Source organism: Bacillus sp. S2(2019) (genome assembly GCF_005144805.1).
Classification (GTDB): Bacteria; Bacillota; Bacilli; order Bacillales; family Bacillaceae; genus Bacillus; species Bacillus altitudinis.
Genome location: NZ_SWFL01000001.1, coordinates 470765 through 490615 on the forward strand (window position 1 = coordinate 470765; position 19851 = coordinate 490615).

General features: G+C 40.7%; 19 protein-coding genes. 7 read left to right on the forward strand and 12 right to left on the reverse strand.

Translation table 11 applies throughout. The features are described 5' to 3' along the window. Positions 1 to 82 precede the first annotated feature (82 nt). Positions 83 to 1555 (forward strand): aminotransferase class I/II-fold pyridoxal phosphate-dependent enzyme, encoded by a 1473-nt coding sequence (locus FBF75_RS02370; protein WP_017367175.1) that lies wholly within the window; start codon positions 83 to 85, stop codon positions 1553 to 1555. A 43-nt stretch (positions 1556 to 1598) separates the two neighbouring features. Here the strand turns inward: FBF75_RS02370 and FBF75_RS02375 are convergent, their stop codons facing one another. Next, a complete protein-coding gene (locus FBF75_RS02375; protein WP_003212464.1) occupies positions 1599 to 1718 on the reverse strand; it encodes a GapA-binding peptide SR1P in 120 nt (39 codons plus the stop codon). A gap of 318 nt (positions 1719 to 2036) precedes the next feature. On the opposite strand from FBF75_RS02375, the gene FBF75_RS02380 reads away from it, so the two are divergent. Next, positions 2037 to 2417, forward strand: coding sequence for a hypothetical protein (locus FBF75_RS02380; RefSeq protein ID WP_223255627.1), 381 nt, complete (start codon positions 2037 to 2039; stop codon positions 2415 to 2417). A gap of 327 nt (positions 2418 to 2744) precedes the next feature. Here the strand turns inward: FBF75_RS02380 and lpdA are convergent, their stop codons facing one another. The 5 genes from lpdA to FBF75_RS02405 all read right to left on the reverse strand — a co-directional run bounded on the left by lpdA (position 2745) and on the right by FBF75_RS02405 (position 8946). Next, the gene (gene lpdA, locus FBF75_RS02385; RefSeq protein WP_003211097.1) at positions 2745 to 4157 is read right to left on the reverse strand and encodes a dihydrolipoyl dehydrogenase; all 1413 of its coding nucleotides are present in this window, start codon (positions 4155 to 4157) and stop codon (positions 2745 to 2747) included. A 4-nt stretch (positions 4158 to 4161) separates the two neighbouring features. Next, on the reverse strand, positions 4162 to 5505 hold the full coding sequence (locus FBF75_RS02390) for a dihydrolipoamide acetyltransferase family protein (RefSeq protein WP_008345100.1): 1344 nt from the start codon (positions 5503 to 5505) through the stop codon (positions 4162 to 4164). A 108-nt stretch (positions 5506 to 5613) separates the two neighbouring features. Beyond that, on the reverse strand, positions 5614 to 6591 hold the full coding sequence (gene pdhB, locus FBF75_RS02395) for a pyruvate dehydrogenase complex E1 component subunit beta (protein WP_007498597.1): 978 nt from the start codon (positions 6589 to 6591) through the stop codon (positions 5614 to 5616). 3 nt (positions 6592 to 6594) lie between these two features. Then, the gene (gene pdhA, locus FBF75_RS02400) at positions 6595 to 7710 is read right to left on the reverse strand and encodes a pyruvate dehydrogenase (acetyl-transferring) E1 component subunit alpha (RefSeq protein WP_007498599.1); all 1116 of its coding nucleotides are present in this window, start codon (positions 7708 to 7710) and stop codon (positions 6595 to 6597) included. A gap of 567 nt (positions 7711 to 8277) precedes the next feature. Next, on the reverse strand, positions 8278 to 8946 hold the full coding sequence (locus tag FBF75_RS02405; protein ID WP_017359395.1) for a YkyA family protein: 669 nt from the start codon (positions 8944 to 8946) through the stop codon (positions 8278 to 8280). Positions 8947 to 9181: 235 nt separating this feature from the next. On the opposite strand from FBF75_RS02405, the gene FBF75_RS02410 reads away from it, so the two are divergent. Both FBF75_RS02410 and def read left to right on the forward strand, forming a co-directional pair. Continuing rightward, on the forward strand, positions 9182 to 9361 hold the full coding sequence (locus FBF75_RS02410; protein ID WP_026050085.1) for a YjcZ family sporulation protein: 180 nt from the start codon (positions 9182 to 9184) through the stop codon (positions 9359 to 9361). Between the two features lie 112 nt (positions 9362 to 9473). Further along, complete coding sequence (gene def, locus FBF75_RS02415; RefSeq protein ID WP_008345111.1) at positions 9474 to 10031, forward strand: peptide deformylase; 558 nt, start codon at positions 9474 to 9476, stop codon at positions 10029 to 10031. A 38-nt stretch (positions 10032 to 10069) separates the two neighbouring features. Here the strand turns inward: def and FBF75_RS02420 are convergent, their stop codons facing one another. After that, entirely contained in the window at positions 10070 to 10849 is a 780-nt protein-coding gene (locus tag FBF75_RS02420) for a Cof-type HAD-IIB family hydrolase (RefSeq protein ID WP_024719544.1), read from the reverse strand. Positions 10850 to 11243: 394 nt separating this feature from the next. Here FBF75_RS02420 and FBF75_RS02425 point away from each other — a divergent pair, with 394 nt between their 5' ends. Both FBF75_RS02425 and rnjA read left to right on the forward strand, forming a co-directional pair. Continuing rightward, entirely contained in the window at positions 11244 to 11453 is a 210-nt protein-coding gene (locus FBF75_RS02425) for a DNA-dependent RNA polymerase subunit epsilon (protein ID WP_008345114.1), read from the forward strand. 5 nt (positions 11454 to 11458) lie between these two features. Further along, positions 11459 to 13126, forward strand: a complete 1668-nt coding sequence (gene rnjA / locus FBF75_RS02430; RefSeq protein ID WP_008345116.1) for a ribonuclease J1 — start codon at positions 11459 to 11461, stop codon at positions 13124 to 13126. Between the two features lie 100 nt (positions 13127 to 13226). Here rnjA and ade read toward each other — a convergent pair whose 3' ends face one another. The 5 genes from ade to FBF75_RS02455 all read right to left on the reverse strand — a co-directional run bounded on the left by ade (position 13227) and on the right by FBF75_RS02455 (position 18508). Continuing rightward, a complete protein-coding gene (gene ade, locus FBF75_RS02435; protein ID WP_136944401.1) occupies positions 13227 to 14957 on the reverse strand; it encodes an adenine deaminase in 1731 nt (576 codons plus the stop codon). 262 nt (positions 14958 to 15219) lie between these two features. Next, positions 15220 to 15888 (reverse strand): potassium channel family protein, encoded by a 669-nt coding sequence (locus FBF75_RS02440; RefSeq protein WP_008345123.1) that lies wholly within the window; start codon positions 15886 to 15888, stop codon positions 15220 to 15222. 37 nt (positions 15889 to 15925) lie between these two features. Beyond that, a complete protein-coding gene (locus FBF75_RS02445) occupies positions 15926 to 16768 on the reverse strand; it encodes a gamma-glutamylcyclotransferase family protein (protein WP_136944402.1) in 843 nt (280 codons plus the stop codon). A 27-nt stretch (positions 16769 to 16795) separates the two neighbouring features. Next, the gene (locus FBF75_RS02450) at positions 16796 to 18085 is read right to left on the reverse strand and encodes an ATP-binding protein (protein WP_017359399.1); all 1290 of its coding nucleotides are present in this window, start codon (positions 18083 to 18085) and stop codon (positions 16796 to 16798) included. A gap of 144 nt (positions 18086 to 18229) precedes the next feature. After that, complete coding sequence (locus FBF75_RS02455) at positions 18230 to 18508, reverse strand: AbrB/MazE/SpoVT family DNA-binding domain-containing protein (RefSeq protein ID WP_017359400.1); 279 nt, start codon at positions 18506 to 18508, stop codon at positions 18230 to 18232. A gap of 276 nt (positions 18509 to 18784) precedes the next feature. Here FBF75_RS02455 and mreBH point away from each other — a divergent pair, with 276 nt between their 5' ends. Further along, on the forward strand, positions 18785 to 19792 hold the full coding sequence (gene mreBH, locus FBF75_RS02460) for a rod-share determining protein MreBH (protein ID WP_017359401.1): 1008 nt from the start codon (positions 18785 to 18787) through the stop codon (positions 19790 to 19792). Positions 19793 to 19851 lie beyond the last annotated feature (59 nt).

A 19851-nucleotide genomic window follows, 5' to 3' on the forward strand; every position in this document is an offset into this window, starting at 1 on the left:
TATAATTCTTTTGTTTTATGCAATGAAATCTGCTGTTATTGGGATAATAATAGCAGGTATTTCGATGAAGGTGGGAAAGCAATTGTCACAACATGATACACCCTTATACACTGGACTAAAAAAACACGCTTCAACCAATCCAGTCCAATTTCACATTCCAGGCCATAAAAAAGGAGCCGGAATGGACCCTGAATTTAGAGCATTCATTGGAGACAATGCATTAAGCATTGACCTTATTAATATAGAACCTCTTGATGATTTACATTCGCCTCGAGGAATGATCAAAGAAGCACAGGAGCTTGCAGCAGAAGCATTTGGTGCCGACCATACGTTTTTCTCTATACAAGGAACAAGCGGCGCGATCATGACAATGGTGATGACCGTCTGTGGTCCTGGAGACAAAATTATTGTTCCACGTAATGTCCATAAGTCGATTATGTCTGCTATTGTATTTTCTGGTGCAGTACCTGTTTTTATTCACCCGGAAATTGACAAAGAGCTTGGCATCTCTCATGGCATCACGCCAGAGTCAGCTAAAAAAGCGCTGACTAAACACCCAGATGCGAAAGGGCTGCTTGTGATTAACCCAACGTATTTTGGCATTTCAGCTGATTTAAAAACCATTGTAGACATTGCTCATTCATATGACGTACCTGTTCTTGTAGATGAGGCACATGGTGTGCATATTCATTTTCACGATGAGCTTCCATTGTCTGCGATGCAGGCGGGAGCTGATATGGCAGCAACAAGTGTGCATAAACTTGGTGGCTCTCTCACCCAAAGCTCGATTTTAAATATAAAAGAAGGGCTTGTTTCAAAGGATCGAGTACAATCTATTTTAAGCATGCTGACAACTACGTCTACTTCTTATTTACTTTTAGCCTCCCTGGATGTCGCTAGAAAGCGATTAGCGACTGAAGGAAAGGCACTTGCAGATGAAGCCATTCGATTAGCTGAATCAGCAAGAACTCGTTTAAACGAAATTGAAGGTATTACTTGTATTGGTCAAGAAATTCTCGGTTCACCTTCTACTTACGATTATGACCCAACAAAATTAATCATCTCCATTAAAGACCTTGGACTCAATGGCCATGATGTGGAGAAATGGCTAAGAGAAAGCTACCGAATTGAAGTAGAGCTCTCTGACCTATACAACATTTTATGTATCGTGACGCCTGGCGATTGTGATGAGACGATTGATACACTTGTAACGGCTATGAAGGAAATTGCGGCCACCTCTGCACGTCAAGGCGGCAAACAAGCCGTGACAGAAGTGTTACTGCCTGAAATCCCTTCGCTTGCGATGACGCCCCGTGACGCTTTTTACGCAACAACGGAAGTCATTCCATTTAAAGAAGCGGCTGGCCGGATCATTGCAGAATTTGTCATGGTTTATCCGCCTGGTATTCCTATTTTTATACCAGGAGAAATCATCACAGAAGAAAATATCTCCTATATCTTTAAAAATATCGAAATCGGTCTTCCTGTTCAAGGACCAGAAGATTCCACACTAGATATGATTCGTGTCATTAAAGAACAAAAAGCCATTTTATAAAAAAGAAACATGCAGCCCCAATTGGAGCTGCATGCTTTTTTATTTATTCAGAGGCTTCATCACAGCAATGACAGTGACCACATGTTCCATAAAGTGTTGTCACTTTTTCATTTTCAAATTGATCAATGGTTTCATTGCAATCTTGACAAATAATTGTACCCACTTGTACATTCCCCTTTTCTTTACTCAAAGTTTGAAAGCGTTTAATCTATTTCATATCTCTATAATATGATGTCACATTTAAGTTGTCAACGGTTAATTGTATGACACAATTAATCATTTTTTATAAAAATATGTTTTTTTCTCATCATATTGAGGAAACGTTTCAAATGTATTTTGCTTCATATCAATTCTGTAACAATTGAGTAACAATCGAAAATTGTCAAAAAGGACGTGATACACTAGAGTGACTAACAGGGAACTGGCTCCTAAAAATGTTGGTACAACCCCAAAGGATTTTGAGGTGAATAGATTGAATTTTATGAGGACCCTTCTCATTATATTCCCTATGCTCTTTGTACTTAGTTCATGCTCATTTGCGTATATCATACCGAATCAGACAGACCAGGTCAGTCATATTCAAAAGCCAAGAATTCTCTTTTTTACTGATGCAGAAAATCTTGATAAAGAAAGTCCTTATTATGACGCAGTGCTCGATTTAAAAAATGAATATCCGAAGGAAATGTCCAAGATGATTGTCAAAGAAGATCGTAAAGGCTGGAAAAATGAAGTAGACGAACTGCCGGCTATTTTACTTGTCAATAATGAAAAGGTCATTGTGAAGGTGGAAGGTAATGTCCGAAGTAAAGAGGATATCTTATCACCCATATGCCAAGCATTAGATCGAGTGAATACAAATTAACGGTTCGACTTTGCACTTATATATCCATATGAAAAAAGCCCTCAGCTCATGAGGGTTTTTCGTTTTCAGCGAGGTTTCACATACATAAAAAAACCCTCTCCGTGTGGAGAGGGCTTCAGCGTGTAGACCAACCCTCGCATTCTTTGTCAGCCCTGCGTGCTGGTGCTCACGAATGTCAAATTCGCTCCGCTCCAGTACTCGTCCTTCCTAGGGCTGCAAAGGTTTTCTATCGCGCTGAAAAGAAGACAAAGGGCTAAAATCAAGTTCATTTTAGCCCTTTGTCAACAATCTGAAACCCTCTCCGTGTGGAGAGGGTTTCAACGTTCATTATTTTACGATATGGATTGGGCTTCCGATTGCTACTTCAGCCGTTTCCATTGTGATTTCACCTAAAGTTGGGTGAGCGTGAATTGTCATTGCGATATCTTCAGCTGTCACACCAGCTTCAATTGCAAGGCTAAGCTCTGAAATCATATCAGAAGCGCCAACACCTGCAATTTGTGCACCGATCACAAGACCATCCTCTTTACGAGTGATCATCTTCATGAAGCCATCAGTTGCATCAAGAGAAAGTGCACGTCCGTTTGCTGCGAATGGGAATTTCGCTGCAACGATATCGATTCCTTCTTCTTTTGCTTCTGCTTCAGTGTATCCAACAGTTGCAAGTTCTGGCTCAGAGAATACAACAGCAGGAATACCAAGGTAATCAATTTCAGCTGGCTCTCCAGCGATTGCTTCAGCAGCAATTTTACCTTCGTAAGAAGCTTTGTGTGCAAGTGGTGGTCCATCAACGATGTCACCAATTGCATAGATGTTTGAAACGCTTGTACGGCATTGTTTGTCAGTTTTGACAACTCCGCGGTCTGTCAATTCAACACCAACTTGCTCAAGACCAAGCTCATCTGTGTTTGGACGACGACCAACAGTCACAAGTACGTAGTCAGCATCGACAGTTTTTTCTTCACCTTTTACTTCGAAAGTAACAGTGACACCGTCAGATTTTTCTTCAACGCCTTTTGCAAGAGCGTTTGTGTGAATTTCAACGTTTCCTTTTTTCTTCAGGTTACGTTTCACTAATGAGCTCATTTGCTTTTCAAAACCTGGAAGGATTTCGTCTCCACCTTCAAGGATGACAACTTCTGTTCCAAAGTTCGCATAAGCAGTACCAAGCTCAGTACCGATGTATCCACCACCGATGACAACTAACTTTTTAGGTACTTCTTTAAGCGCTAAAGCACCAGTTGAGTTGATCACGCGGTCTGTGTATTTAAATGTAGGCAATTCGATTGGACGAGATCCAGTTGCAAGAATTGCATTTTTAAATGTATAAGTCTGCGCTGAATTTTCATCCATGACACGTACAGAGTTGCTGTCTACGAAATAAGCTTCACCTTTGACGATGTCTACTTTATTTCCTTTTAGAAGACCTTGAACTCCACCTGTTAATTTGTTTACAACAGAAGCTTTCCACTCTTGAACTTTTGTGAAATCAACTGTTACGTTTTCAGCTTTGATACCCATGTCTTCAGAATGCTTTGCATTCTCGAAACGATGTCCAGCATTGATCAATGCTTTTGAAGGGATACAGCCGACGTTTAGACATACGCCGCCAAGTGTTCCTTTTTCAACGATTGTTACTTTTTGTCCTAGCTGTGCAGCACGAATAGCAGCTACATATCCACCAGGACCTGCACCGATGACAAGAGTATCTGTTTCGATTGGGAAATCTCCTACTACCATGAATTTACGCCTCCATTAAAATTAATTGTGGATCATTCAATAAACGCTTGATGTGGTTAAGGGCATTTTGCGCAGTAGCTCCATCAATCATACGGTGGTCAAAGCTTAGGGAAAGAGCTAAGACTGGAGCTGCAACGATTTCGCCATCACGAACAACCGCTTTTTCAGCGATACGGCCAATACCAAGGATCGCTACTTCTGGGTGGTTGATGACTGGAGTAAACCATTGTCCACCAGCAGAACCGATGTTTGTGATTGTGCAAGATGCACCCTTCATTTCAGCTGGAGCCAATTTACCATCACGTGCTTTTGTTGCAAGCTCGTTGATTTCGTTAGATACTTCGAAAATCGCTTTGCGATCTGCATTTTTCACAACTGGAACAAGCAAGCCTTTTTCAGTATCAGCTGCAATTCCGATGTTGTAGTAATGCTTTTGAACAACTTCATCTGTTTTATCATCGATAGAAGTGTTAAGTACTGGGTACTTTTTCAAAGCAGAAGTTAGAGCTTTTACAACGTAAGGCAAGTAAGTTAACTTGATTCCTTGATCAGCTGCAACTTGTTTGAATTGTTTACGATGTGCAACAAGGTTTGTTACATCAACTTCATCCATTAATGTTACGTGAGGAGCTGTGTGCTTAGAGTTCACCATTGCTTTCGCGATCGCTTTGCGGATTCCGCTCATTTTCTCGCGAGTTTCTGGGAATTCTCCTTCTAGAACTGGAGCTGCTGCCGCTTTTGGAGCTGCTTCTTCTTTCGCACTTTCAGCTGCTTGAGGTGCTGCTTCTTGAGTTGCTGCAGAACCGCCATTAAGGAAGCTGTCGATATCTTCTTTTAGTACGCGGCCATTTTTACCAGTACCTGCAACTTTGTAAATTTCAACGCCTTTTTCACGCGCATATTTACGTACAGATGGCATAGCAATAACGCGTTTGTTAGGATCAGCATCTACTTGCTCTTGTGCGCCAGCACCAGTTGCTGCTGCCGCTTCTTCTTGAGCAACTTCTTTCTTTTCAGGCTCGTTACCAGCTTCAGCAGTACCTTGTACTTGAGCTTCAGTTTTCGCTTCGCCTTCTTCTTCGCTGCCTTTAAATTGAAGATTTTCGTAACCAGGTGCATCAAACGTAATGATTGTTTGTCCTACAGTTGCAACTGTTCCCTCTTCAACTTTTAATTCTAATACTTTTCCTTTAACAGGTGAAGGAATTTCTACAACTGCTTTATCATTTTGTACCTCTGCTAAAACGTCATCTTCATTGATTTCGTCGTTTGGTTTTACAAACCACTTAACGATCTCACCTTCGTGGATACCTTCTCCGATGTCCGGAAGTTTAAATTCAAATGCCACTGTTTTTCGCCTCCTAGATTATGTTAAACCCTTGTTCTGTCAACATTACACGGTCATGTAATTGATAAAGGGGAAGAGAAATAAATTCTTTTCCCCTCTGTCATTTAATTAAAATTCAAGAACTTTCTTAGCTGTTTCAAGCACGTCTTTATGGTTTGGAAGCCATACGCTCTCAGCTTGAGAGAAAGCAAATACAGTATCAGGTGCAGCTACACGAAGTACTGGTGCTTCAAGGCTAAGAATTGCTCTATCATTGATTTCAGCTACTACGTTTGCTGCAATACCAGCTTGTTTTTGTGCTTCTTGAACAACGATCGCACGACCTGTTTTTTCAACAGAAGCGATGATTGTTTCAATATCAAGCGGGCTCACTGTACGAAGGTCAACGACCTCAGCAGAAACGCCTTCTTTTTCAAGTTCTTCAGCAGCTTTAAGTGATTCGTGAACCATTGCACCGTAAGTGATGATTGAAAGGTCAGAACCTTCACGTTTCACGTCAGCTTTACCGATTTCAATTGTGTACTCTTCTTCAGGAACTTCCTGACGAAAAGAACGATAAAGTTTCATATGCTCAAGGAATACAACCGGATCGTTGTCACGGATTGCAGAAATTAATAGTCCTTTTGCATCGTAAGGTGTTGAAGGAATAACAACCTTGATACCAGGCTGTTGTGCAATAAGACCTTCTAAGCTATCAGCGTGAAGCTCAGGTGTGTGAACTCCTCCGCCAAATGGAGAACGGATTGTCACTGGAGAATGCCAGCGTCCACCAGAACGGTAACGCATACGAGCCATTTGTCCAGAAACAGAATCTAATACTTCGTAAACGAATCCGAAGAATTGAATTTCCATTACTGGGCGGAATTCTTGTAGTCCAAGGCCAATTGCAAGACCGCCAATACCAGATTCAGCAAGTGGAGTATCGAATACACGATCCTCACCAAACTCTTTTTGCAATCCTTCAGTCGCACGGAATACGCCGCCGTTTTTACCAACGTCTTCTCCGAAAACAAGAACGTTTTCGTCATTTTTCAGTTCTGTGCGTAACGCATCAGTGATCGCTTGAATCAATGTCATTTGCGCCATGGCTTACTTCGACTCCTTCTGTTTGTAGATTTCAAGCTGTTCAACCAAGTTAAATGGTTTCACATCGTACATGTTTTCAATCAAATCAGTGACTTTCTGCTTAGGCTGTTCGTCAGCTTCTTTGATTGCTTGTTTGATTTGTTCTTTTGCATCTTCGATGACTTTATTCTCTTCTTCTTCAGACCAAAGGCCTTTGTTTTCCAAGAATTTGCGGTAGCGTACCAATGGATCTTTTTGCTCCCACTCATTTTCATCTTCTTTTGTACGATATCTTGTTGGATCGTCACCAGCCATTGTATGTGGGCCGTAACGGAATGTAAGAGTTTCAATTAATGTTGGACCTTCACCATTTACAGCACGCTCACGAGCTTCAGCAGTCGCTGCGTATACAGCTAATGCATCCATACCGTCAACTTGTACGCCTACGATACCAGCTGCAGCTGCTTTTTGTGCAATCGTTTGTGCAGCAGATTGCTTTTCAACAGGTGTAGAGATCGCATATCTGTTGTTTTGGACAACAAAAATCGCTGGCGCTTTGTAAGCCCCTGCAAAGTTAATACCTTCGTAGAAATCACCTTGTGAAGCTCCACCATCACCAGTGTAAGTGATTGCAACAGCATTTTTACCGCGCTTTTTCAAACCAAGAGCTACACCAGCAGCTTGAATGATTTGTGCACCGATAATGATTTGCGGAGAAAGTGCATTCACATCTTCAGGCATTTGGTTCCCAACAAAGTGTCCACGAGAGAACAAGAATGCTTTTGTTAGTGGAAGACCATGCCAGATTAATTGTGGTACATCACGATATCCTGGAAGAATGAAATCTTCTTTCTCAAGTGCAAAGTGAGTTGCAAGCTGAGAAGCTTCTTGTCCAGCTGTTGGCGCATAGAAGCCAAGACGTCCTTGACGGTTCAATGAAATTGAACGTTGATCTAATACACGTGTAAACACCATACGGCGCATTAATTCTTTTAATTGGTCATCTGAAAGATCTGGCATTGCCGCTTCGTTTACGACTTCGCCTTTTTCGTTTAAAATTTGGAACGTTTCAAACTGCTTTTTGATGGCATCGAATTGCTTTTTGCTATCAACAATTGCTTTTTTTGTTTTTGCAGCCATTCTAAAGTCACCTCTTCCTTTCTTTTAACAGTCAATTTGTCGTGAATCCATTTATACATACAGATATAGGATAACCCAAAATGCTCATATGACTCCTGTATATAATAGCCACAAAGATCATTGTCGAAACATTGGATGATCGCTTGCTTTTGAGTTTTTCTAACTGTATTAACGATAGTTCACAAAAAACTAATACAACTTCTGTTAACAAGGAATAGTTTACAACAAGAAAAATAGTCCGTCAATTGATTTAACGGCTTTATTTAAATAAATGTATTCGCTTTACTTTTTATGGTGACCTGTATCAATCTGTTTAATCAACAGCACAAACTGTACTAGTATAGAGTGGATCACTGTACTACAATAGCACATGTTTGTTTTTGTCGAAAAATAAAAAAAGAGCTATTTTTAGCTCTTTTGATCGTGATGGACAAAGGGCTAAAATGAACTTCATTTTAACCCTTTCTCTTCTTTTCAGTTTGATATCTTGGAAAAACGAGTAACGGCACGCAGGCACTTTGTGAGTAGCAGCGATAAACAGAGCTAGCAAATATGCAAGTACTGTTTTTAGCTATTTTGTGATTCTTTCTGAGCTGTTTTGTATAAAGCTTGTTTATATTCGTTCAATTGATCTGTATATTGATTGAACTTCTTGCTTTCTTTTCTCACTTTACTATAGGAACGATTGACTGTTTTCAGTTTGGATTTCAGTTCAGCGTATCCTAAGTCTTTTCTTTTTAAAGATTCATACAAGTGCTTGTCTTGTTTCAGCGCCTTTTGATACTCACGGTAAAGCTGATCATACGATGCATATCTTTTTTCAATTGATTTGACTGTTTGTTCTGCTTTGTCTTTTACTTCCGCATCTTTTATCTGTTCAGCGAATTCCTTTACAGATTGAAATTCTTTTTTCGATTGATCCATGCTGTCTTTTTCTGTTTTTAAATGTTCTTCACGCTTTTCTGCCGATGCTAATGCTTGATCAGACAAGTTTGAGACTGTTTTTGTGTGGTCTTTTGTTGTTTGAATCATTTTTTTATACAACTGCTGCTCTTTTTTCTCATAGCTTTGCAGTGCACCTTGTTCTTTTTCAAAGGATGCTTCTTTTTCGCTCATTTTCGTCATGGCATCTTGCATCTCATAAAGCGGATTTTGACCTCCGCAGCCCGCAAGCAAGAGGGTACATATCCCCGCTAAAGCTGCACCTGCTTTTATTCTTCTTTTCATCTGTTTCAATTACAAGGTCCCCCTTTACATCTCCACATACCACTATAATTTTTCAGGGCGGTTGTGACAAGGAAAGAGGTTGGTTTTTTGAGGGGAAAGAAGATTTTTTTCATGCTCTAGGCTCATGACTATACAAATAGTGCATTCATACATAGTTTATATTACACGCTTCGCCTTCACTTATGAGAGGCCGAGTGTATTTCCAAAGGAGGTCAAAAGTATGTCTAATTATAGTCATGGAAGTATGTATGGTGGATACGGCGGTTACGGTTATGGATACGGCGGCGGTTGTTGCTATCCAAGTTATGGTGGTGGATACGGTTGCGGTTACGGTGGTGGACGTACATTCGCTTTAATCGTCGTCCTATTCATTCTATTGATCATTGTTGGCGCAGCATTCTTAGGCGGCGGTGGCTGCTGCTAATGGCTGAATAAGCCTCTGACCGGTCTCATACGACCGGTCTTCTTTATTTCATTGCATATGTTGTGTATCATTTTATATACTTTACATACAAAGGAAATAGGAGTGAAGTTTTGTGATTACCATGGATGATATCGTACGAGACGGGCATCCCGTCTTAAGACAAACAGCTGAAGCGGTCGAACTCCCGCCAACAGAAGAAGAAAAACAGCAATTAGCTGACATGATTGAATTTGTCAAAAACAGTCAGGATGCAGACATTGCTGAAAAATATGAACTTAGACCCGGTGTTGGCCTAGCAGCTCCGCAAATCAATATCAGTAAACGAATGATCGCTGTTCACTGTGAAGACGAGGGCGGAGAACTTTACAGCTATGCATTATTCAATCCTCGCATTGTTAGCCATTCAGTCAAAAGAGCTTATTTAGCTACTGGTGAAGGCTGTTTATCTGTTGATGAAGCCATCCCTGGATTCGTCCCGCGCTATGAAAAAATCAGGGTGAAAGGTACAACGCTTGAAGGTGAAGACATTGATATTCGACTAAAAGGGTTTCCGGCCATCGTTTTTCAGCATGAAATTGACCACTTAAATGGCATTATGTTTTATGATCATATTCAAAAAGATCATCCATTCGCCGAGCCAGACAACGCGGTTGCGATCGGTAGATCATAACATAAAAACAAGACCCGTCCATCAGCGGGTCTTGTTTTTTATTCATCAATAAGGCCTAATTCAGTCACAGCGTGGAATATGCCATCCTCATCTACAGGTTTGGTGACAAAGTCAGCTAATGTTTTTAATTCATTGACTGCATTCCCCATCGCAACGCCTGTTCCAACAAACGAAATCATTTCTCGATCGTTCAGCCCGTCACCGAAGGCAATTGTGTCCTTTTGATCGTACGGGAGTCTTTCAATGACTCGTTTAATTCCTTCAGCCTTTGATCCACCTTTTGGCAGGACATCCGTAGACAGCTCATGCCACCTGACGAGATCAATTTCTTCACGGAACGCTTCATATAGATGTTCCTCTTCTGCTTTACAAAATAGCAGCATTTGATAAATGACGTTTTCTTTAAAGAATGACAAATCGTGCTCGGGATGCTCTGTTTTTAAAGTGCCAATCCCTTCATGGATAAATGGATGGTTCGGCACAGACGCCTTCATCGTCTTCTCTCCCATGAAAACAAGCGGATGATCATGTTGATCCGCTGTTTCATAAATTTTATCCATCAGCTCTTGCTTAAGCGGATTGCCATAAATGACTTCTCCTTCGTACATGACATACTGACCGTTATAAGCAATAAATGAGTCAAGCCCTATTTCTTCTAAAATAGGCTGGATAAGAAAAGGCGAACGGCCAGATGCAATGAAGAGATGATGCCCTTTTTCTTTTAATAAACGAACAGCTCGCTTCGTTGATTCAGGTATTTTTTTATCATGGTCATATAAAGTACCGTCGATATCAAAGAAGATGACTTTTTTATTCATATCTCGTCTCCTGTCTCTTGTTATGTATACCCTCTCCCCTTCATCATACAGAAAGATCTTCACTGACGAAACCACTTCCTCTTAAAACGCCCATTTCCCACATATAACCATGTAACATTAAGTGGAAACATCATATAATACAAGTATATAGAGAGAACGGAACAAATGGCTGAATGAAACTCATACCGAAAGGAGGCGATCCGTGATGCTTCGTCGTCTGCGCAAGAAAATTCGAAGACAATGGAAGGACATGCTTCGTAAAAAATCGATTGCTTAAAAGGATCTTCCGCACATTTGCTGAAGGTCCTTTTTTCTCTGAGACTTTTCTTATGCGCGTTTTTTTAATATAATAGAATAAGCGAGTGTAACATACGGTATTTAAGGAGAGATTTGGATGATATATAAGGTATTTTTTCAGGCAAGTACGACTGAGGTACCTGTGAGAGAACACACAGATTCACTATACGTTGAAGCGGTTTCTGAAAGAGACGTACGCGATAAGTTGAAAAAACATAACTACAATATTGAATTCATTCAGCCTGTAGACGGTGCTTTTTTAGACTATGAACGAGAAAGTGAAAATTTTAAAGTATTGGAGCTATGAGAGGAATGAAATTTGTAAAAAACGATCAGGCGGCAGTTTTTGCGCTCGGCGGATTAGGCGAGATCGGTAAAAACACGTATGGCGTTCAATTTCAAGATGAAATCATTTTGATTGATGCTGGTATTAAGTTCCCTGAAGATGAACTTCTTGGAATTGATTACGTCATCCCTGACTATACGTATTTAGTTAAAAACGAAGATAAAATCAAAGGTCTTTTTATTACTCACGGACATGAAGACCACATCGGCGGTATCCCTTACCTTCTCAAGCAAGTGAATATTCCAGTTTACGGAGGCAAACTCGCAATCGGCCTACTTCGTAACAAATTGGAAGAGCATGGTCTTTTAAGACAGACCAAACTTCACATCTTTGAAGAAGAAGATACGATCAAATTTAGAAAAACAGCTGTGTCTTTCTTTAGAACGACGCACAGTATCCCAGATTCTTATGGAATTGTCGTGAAGACACCTCCTGGTAACATCGTACATACAGGCGATTTCAAGTTTGACTTTACTCCTGTTGGCGAGCCTGCCAATTTAACGAAAATGGCTGAGATCGGGAAAGAAGGCGTTCTTTGTCTTCTATCTGACAGTACAAATAGTGAAATTCCAGAATTTACGATGTCCGAAAGACGTGTAGGTGAAAGCATTGATGACATCTTCAGAAAAGTAGATGGACGTATTATCTTTGCTACATTTGCATCTAACATTCACAGACTTCAGCAAGTCATCGAGTCAGCTGTTGCCAATGGCCGAAAAGTCGCTGTGTTTGGACGTAGCATGGAGTCTGCCATTGATATTGGACAAGAGCTCGGATATATCAAATGTCCAAAAAACACGTTCATTGAACACAATGAAATCAACCGCCTTCCAGCAAACAAAGTAACCATTCTTTGTACTGGTAGTCAGGGCGAACCGATGGCCGCTCTTTCTCGTATTGCCAACGGTACGCACCGCCAGATTTCAATTAACCCTGGAGACACTGTTGTCTTCTCGTCTTCACCGATCCCAGGTAACAATATTAGCGTAAGCCGGACTATTAACCAGCTTTATCGTGCTGGTGCTGAAGTCATTCATGGCTCACTCAATAATATTCATACCTCTGGACACGGCGGGCAGGAAGAACAAAAGCTAATGCTCCGTTTAATTAAACCAAAATTCTTCATGCCGATTCACGGTGAGTATCGCATGCAAAAAACGCATATTAAACTTGCGAATGATTGCGGAATCCCTGAGGAAAACTGCTTTATCATGGATAACGGTGAAGTTCTTGCACTGAAAGGTGACGAAGCAAGTGTCGCTGGCAAAATTCCATCAGGCAACGTGTATATCGACGGTAGCGGTATTGGTGATATCGGCAACATCGTGTTAAGAGACCGCCGCATTCTTTCAGAAGAAGGTCTTGTCATTGTTGTTGTCAGCATGGATATGAAAGAATTCAAAATTTCTGCAGGTCCTGATTTAATCTCAAGAGGTTTTGTCTACATGAGAGAATCTGGAGACCTCATTAATGACGCGCAAGATCTCATTTCAAAGCATCTTGAAAAAGTAATGGAACGCAAGACGACTCAATGGTCAGAAATTAAGAACGAGATTACTGACACTCTTGCTCCTTTCCTTTATGAAAAAACAAGACGCCGCCCAATGATCTTACCGATTATTATGGAAGTGTAATGACGTACAAGGAGACACAGCCAATTGGCTGTGTCTCTTTTTTATGCGCAATAAAAAAAACCCGCATATCTGTACGATACGTGCGGGTTCAATCATTGTTTTACGATTGAATGGGGAGATGCTGAAAACTTCTCACATCAAACAATCCTTGTGTTGTCATTTTCACATCAGGAATGACTGGCAGTGCTAAGAAGGATAATGTCAAAAACGGATTAAAGTCTAAGGCAAAGCCTGTTTCCTTTAAAGCATCATAAAGTGCATGAAGGCTTTCATTGACCGTATGTGCAGGTTGATCTGATAACAAACCGGAAATCGGTAATGGAAGCGTATGAAGAACTTCTCCGTCTTTTACAACGGTCAAACCGCCCCCTGCTTCTTTTAACGTTTCAATGGCTTTGATCATATCAGCATCATTTGTTCCAACGGCAATTAAGTTATGCGAGTCATGGGCAACTGTTGTTGCAATTGCCCCCTCTTTTAAGCCGAATCCGCTGACAACCCCTATCCCAATTTCAGATAGACCTTTGTGGCGTTCGACAAGTACTATTTTTAATACATCTCGATCAATATCACTCGTAAATTGTCCATCGCTTCCAGATGGAGATATTTGTTCTAATTTCGTTTCAAGCTGATTCGGTATAATGCGAATGACATTCATCTTTTGATGATCTGTTATAGGCAGCGTTAAATCTTTCTCTTGAACGTCCACTGCATGTACCGATTGCATGAGCGAAGAATTTGGCGTGATCTTGTCGACACTTGGCAAATATTCTCCATGTTCAGAGACCAATTCTCCTGCGATAAAGACGCTTGTAATTTTTACCTCATGTAAGTCAGAAATGAGCATAAAATCCGCGTCAAAGCCTGGTGCAATCGCTCCCTTTGTTTTGAGACCGAAGCACTCCGCTGCGTTTAAACTTCCCATTTGATATGCTAAAAAGGGGTCCAATCCTTCTTGTATCGACATCCGTACTTGTTCATCAATACTTCCTTGAGCCATTAAATCATCTAAATGCTTATCATCCGTACAAAAGAAAAAGCGTCTCGCATTCTTCTCATTGACAGCAGGTAATACGTTTTTCACGTTTTTAGCAACAGAGCCTTCTCTGAGCATAACATACATGCCTCTTTTGACACGTTCAAGGGCCTCTTGAGCTGTTGTCACCTCATGATCCGTTTGGACATTAGCTGTTCGGTACACATTAATTAATCGTTCCGTTAATCCTGCTAGATGGCCATCAATGAGTTTATGTTCATGGTGAGCATCAAGCAGTTTTTGAAGCATATCTTCTTCCGCTTGCTCCACCGCAACATAATCCATCACTTCGGCAAGGCCAAGCACTTCTTTCTCCTGATAAAGAGGCTTTAAATCTTTTGCTTTTAGTGTAGCACCTGATCGTTCAAAGCTGACTGCCGGTACACAGGATGGCAGCATGAAATATATATTTAGAGCAGCTTTTCTCGCTTCTTCGAGCATAAAACGGATACCTGCAACACCGGATACATTGGCAATTTCATGCGGGTCTGTTACAACAGTTGTCACTCCGTGAGGAACGACAGCTTTGGAAAATTCAGCAGGAGTCACCATCGAGGATTCGATATGAACGTGGCCGTCAATGAAACCGGGAACAAGCATTTGACCTGTTGCATCCAGCTCCTGTTCTCCCTCATACTCCCCAATTCCTACTATTTTTCCATTTTCAACAGCGACATCAGCGTCTATCCATTCCTGGTTAAACACGTCCATAACCTTCGCATGTTTAATCACTAGGGCTGCTTTTTTTCTCTTTGCAGCTACCTCAATTTGATGTCTGAAAAGCTCCTTATCCAACGACACTGCCTCCTCCGAGTAAACAATATAATGTTTCTTATCGTAAACGAATCTGTTTGTCCAGTCAATGACATTTAGAGAAAATCAACCATATCAAAAGATTGATTTTTATTTCTGAATAGTGATAATTGGCTGAAAAATAACCATGTTCTATTTTGCTGTTCTTTTAGAAAGTAAACGGCTCTTTTCCACTTTGTTCTCTCCCACAATGTCCGCCCCATATGTACACTTCTAAAGCAAAAAACACCCCTTCTCGGAGTGTTTAATAGTCGTTCTGCATTTCCCGTTTTTCAAAGCGCCCGATATCTGCCACTGCCCCAATGACAATGAGAATATCTTCTTTTTGAATCATTTCATCTGCGAGCGGTGAAACGATCACTTCTTTCCCGCGCTTAATTGCCACGATATTGATCCCGTACCTTGCACGAATGTCGAGATCTAACAAAGAGTGCCCAGCAAGTCTGCTGTTGGCTACGATTTCAATAAGGCTGTACTCATCTGACAGCTCTAAATAATCAAGCACGTTGTTAGAAATAATTTTATGTGCAATCCGTCTGCCCATGTCTCGTTCAGGATGGACAATACGGTCCGCACCAATTTTATTCAAAACCTTTTCATGGTAGTCATTTTGAGCTTTCACTGTGACCATTTTGACACCAAGTTCTTTCAGCATAATCGTTGTTAAAATACTCGCCTGAATGTTTTCACCTATCGCAACGATCACATGATCAAAATTGCGAATGCCTAGGTTCTTTAAAACAGATTCGTCCGTCGAATCACCAATCACGGCATGTGATGCAATTTTAGCATATTCGTTCACACGATCTTCATTCATATCCATGGCCATGACTTCAAGTCCTTCTTCGCTTAGCGCCTTGCAGATACTTCCGCCGAAGCGTCCAAGACCAATGACTGCATATTCCTTTTTCATGTTCAGACTCCTTTTATATCACTTACCATGCATTTTACTACGGTTTGATTAATGAATCCATATGTGACCGTATTTTTTTACGGAATGCTTCACTTAAGTAAAGGTCTGCTCCTTTTTCGATTTCACTGCGATAATGACCAGGAGGCGCAATTTCTTCGCTCTTTTTTAAAACGAGAAACGTTAAGCAGTCCTCATACACTTGATCACCTACTGTGACATCGACAAATGCTGGACGATAAGTCCCTTCATTTACACCTTCTCGTTTGTACAAATAACGAATGGCATCAAAAGGTACTTCATATAGAACACCCTCTGTTTCTCCGCCGTCTTCTACCATATCTGCTCTTGATCCATCAGGACGCACCAATGTAAACCTTGTGGTAAAACGATCAAGTGTGCCGCCGCCGATGATTTGTTTGAAATAATGATCCACTTTCGCAAGCTTAAACCTTGCATCATCCATGCAGGACCCATAGGCAAAATAATAGAAGGAAGACGGTTTGCGCTCCCATAATTGATATGACTTCCAGCAGCCGCTTTCAATCTCCTTTAGGCTCGAAGCCTTCTGCTTACATATTGTATAAGCAACGGCTGACCTTGGTCCCTGGTCTGTCATAACCTCTATTTCCTGCTGGTCATACCCTTCCTCTAGCTCATCTATCTTATGCAGCGTTTCATCACTGACCTCATACAATTCTCCATATACTGTGTTTTGTTCCGAGACAACACACACAGGGTAACCCTCACCTGTATCGTACAGTCTCCCTTTTATCCAAGCAGATGCTGCTAATGGACTGCTTTCTTTCATCAATGTCTCGTGATACTTTTCGTGCTTTAAAAATGTCCCATACACAAATAACGTCTTTGTCTCCTTCGTCATCACACATCACATCCTCTCACCTTGCTACTATCTGCTTTTTTGATACACAGGTAAGTAAATATCAAAAGCCGTCCCTTTGCTAAGCTCGCTCTTTACATCCATTCTTCCATGGTGATCTTTTAAGATCGTCGCACAGATCGTTAAACCAAGTCCTGTACCTTCTTTTTTAGTCGAAAAGAAAGGATCATATATTTTCAGAATGTCCTCTTCGGACATTCCTTTTCCTTCATCTTGAATCGTGATTTTCCATTCATTCATCACTTTTTCTGTTGATATGTATATATTGCCGCCTTCAGGCATCGCCTCGATCGCATTTTTGATTAAGTTAATGAACAGCTGCTTCATTTGATTGGCGTCTGCTAATATCGTGCCAGCATCCTGCTTTTTAAATGGCTGTTTGAGATCAATATTTGAAAGAACGGCATTGGTCTTTAATAAGGTAATCACCTGCTCTAGCAAATCATGGAGCTGTACTTCTTGAAATTGAACCGATTGAGGTTTTGCTAAGACAAGCAGTTCACTTAAAACAAAATCAATGCGTTTAATTTCAGAAAAGATGATATCAAAATAATCGGTTCTTTCAGGATATTGCGTTTTCATCAGCTGCAAAAATCCATTGACTGAGGTGAGCGGATTTCTGACTTCATGGGCAATGCCAGCGGCTATTTGTCCTGCAACAGCCAGCTTTTGTGCCTGCATTTGCAATTGCTGATTTGATCTTTCAAGTTCAAGCTTTGCCTGCTTTTGTTTCGTGATATCTGCAACCGTTCCAATACCTCCAGTAAACTGGTGCTGTTCATCGAAATAAAGCTTATAATGCACATCTCCCCATACCTTTTTTCCTTCTTTATGGAGAAGCTGCAGCTCCACCCGTCCCTCATCCTTATGCTCTTTGATCACAGACAACAAATGCTGAACGACATGCTCTTCTTGATCAAAGTACTGATTGTACATCGTACCTAGACACTCCTCTATGTCGTAACCCGTCATTTGTTTCCATGCTTGATTTAAAAAAATGATTTCACCTTTTTCATTGGTTTCAAAAACGATTTCTTGCAAGTTATCTGTGATTCGATTCAGCCGCTCTGTCAGTTCGTGTGCTTCTTTTTCTCGTTTATTTAAATCTGATACAAGCAAATTCAACCGGTCCACATAGCCTGAGATGCTCCAAATACCGGCCAAAACAACGACTGTAAAGGCTAGATCGAGCGGCCAATTAATGTGATAGCCGCTAAGATAATAAAAGAAATCCCAGCTCAAAATTAATATAAATGCAAGAACGGATAACAGGATCCGTACTTGATATGTTTTGTTCAAATAATTCCACCTGCCGCCCTGAGATTCTTTGTCAATTGTACCATTTTCCACTTATTTTTTGAGGAAGATGTGGCATTTTTAAGGAACTTTTTTAGAAAAAATAGCCTGCTCTCAGCACAATGGGAGAGAACAGGCTATTTTTATTTACTGCTGAAGGGCTTCTTGAAGCTCTTTTAGCAGTAGTTCTGCGCCTTCAGCGCTTAATGTAATTTGACCATTTCCATACTCGTGGTTCTCAGAAGTAATCTCACCAGTCATCAGGCAGACGCCCTCTGGCTGATATTTTTTCAAGACGATTTTATCTCCATCTATAAAAAATTCCATACTGTCTTTAATAGCGATATCAAGTGCTCTTCTCAATTCGATTGGCATCACAATACGCCCTAGTTCATCTACTTTTCTTACAACTCCGATAGATTTCAATTTCGTTCCCTCTTTCTTTCATTAGCTCAAGATCAATCTGTTTTTCACCAATTGATATATCGTAGACGTAAGAGATTCTTAAAAGGTTTCTCCTGCATAAAAATTTTTTTCAAAATCGAAAAACCAAAGGGAAAATTTATTGTGAATGTCAAAATGAGACTTGAATTTTACAGATTCATTTCAAGGTGATCACACACCCCCACAAATGACCTCAACCCTTTGAACTTTTAAATGTAAAATTGTTTAAAACAGCAAAAATAGAGATTGGGTGAAAACATGTTTCAAAATGCCGAAATTGGAATTGATTTAGGAACAGCTAACATATTGGTTTACAGTAAAAATAAAGGAATTATTCTCAATGAACCATCCGTTGTGGCAGTAGATACGGAAACAAAAACTGTCCTTGCAGTGGGGTCAGAAGCAAAAGAGATGATTGGGAAAACACCTGGAAAAATAGTAGCGATCCGTCCGATGAAAGATGGTGTCATCGCTGATTACGATATGACAACCGATTTACTCAAACAAATTATGAAAAAAGCAGGAAAAAATATTGGGTTTACCTTTAGAAAGCCGACTGTGGTTGTTTGTACACCATCAGGTTCAACAGCTGTCGAACGCCGCGCGATCAGCGATGCTGTCAAAAATTGCGGGGCAAAGCATGTGCATTTAATTGAAGAACCCGTCGCAGCTGCAATCGGTGCTGATCTCCCGGTGGACGAGCCTGTTGCCAACGTCGTTGTAGATATTGGCGGAGGAACGACAGAGGTAGCGATCATTTCATTTGGCGGGGTTGTCTCTTGCCACTCGATCCGAATTGGCGGAGATCAACTGGATGAAGATATCATTACTTTTGTGAGAAAGAAATACAATTTACTGATCGGTGAACGGACAGCTGAACAGGTAAAAATGGAAATTGGTTATGGACTCATTGAACACGAACCTGAGTCATTAGAAGTACGTGGACGCGACCTTGTCACAGGTCTTCCAAAAACAATTACACTTGAATCAACAGAAATTCAAGGTGCTATGCGTGAATCACTTCTTCATATTTTAGAGGCGATTCGGGCTACATTAGAAGACAGCCCTCCAGAACTGAGTGGTGATATCGTAGATCGAGGCGTCATTCTAACTGGCGGTGGTGCACTATTAAACGGCATTCAAGAATGGCTCTCTCAAGAAATTGTCGTCCCAGTTCATATCGCAGCAAATCCTCTTGAATCTGTCGCAATTGGAACGGGTCGTTCATTAGAAGTCATCGACAAATTGCAAAAAACATTAAAATAATCTTCATGTTCTACTTCTTTTTTCATCATTTCGATCATATCGTGATGAATGGATAAACG

Bases quoted from the DNA above. Each gene is read 5' to 3' on its own strand.
- FBF75_RS02380 (WP_223255627.1), top strand. From the start codon at position 2,037: ATGAGGACCCTTCTCATTATATTCCCTATGCTCTTTGTACTTAGTTCA.
- lpdA (WP_003211097.1), bottom strand. From the start codon at position 4,157: ATGGTAGTAGGAGATTTCCCAATCGAAACAGATACTCTTGTCATCGGT.
- pdhB (WP_007498597.1), bottom strand. From the start codon at position 6,591: ATGGCGCAAATGACATTGATTCAAGCGATCACTGATGCGTTACGCACA.
- pdhA (WP_007498599.1), bottom strand. From the start codon at position 7,710: ATGGCTGCAAAAACAAAAAAAGCAATTGTTGATAGCAAAAAGCAATTC.
- FBF75_RS02410 (WP_026050085.1), top strand. From the start codon at position 9,182: ATGTATGGTGGATACGGCGGTTACGGTTATGGATACGGCGGCGGTTGT.
- FBF75_RS02420 (WP_024719544.1), bottom strand. From the start codon at position 10,849: ATGAATAAAAAAGTCATCTTCTTTGATATCGACGGTACTTTATATGAC.
- FBF75_RS02425 (WP_008345114.1), top strand. From the start codon at position 11,244: ATGATATATAAGGTATTTTTTCAGGCAAGTACGACTGAGGTACCTGTG.
- rnjA (WP_008345116.1), top strand. From the start codon at position 11,459: ATGAAATTTGTAAAAAACGATCAGGCGGCAGTTTTTGCGCTCGGCGGA.
- FBF75_RS02440 (WP_008345123.1), bottom strand. From the start codon at position 15,888: ATGAAAAAGGAATATGCAGTCATTGGTCTTGGACGCTTCGGCGGAAGT.
- FBF75_RS02445 (WP_136944402.1), bottom strand. From the start codon at position 16,768: ATGACGAAGGAGACAAAGACGTTATTTGTGTATGGGACATTTTTAAAG.
- mreBH (WP_017359401.1), top strand. From the start codon at position 18,785: ATGTTTCAAAATGCCGAAATTGGAATTGATTTAGGAACAGCTAACATA.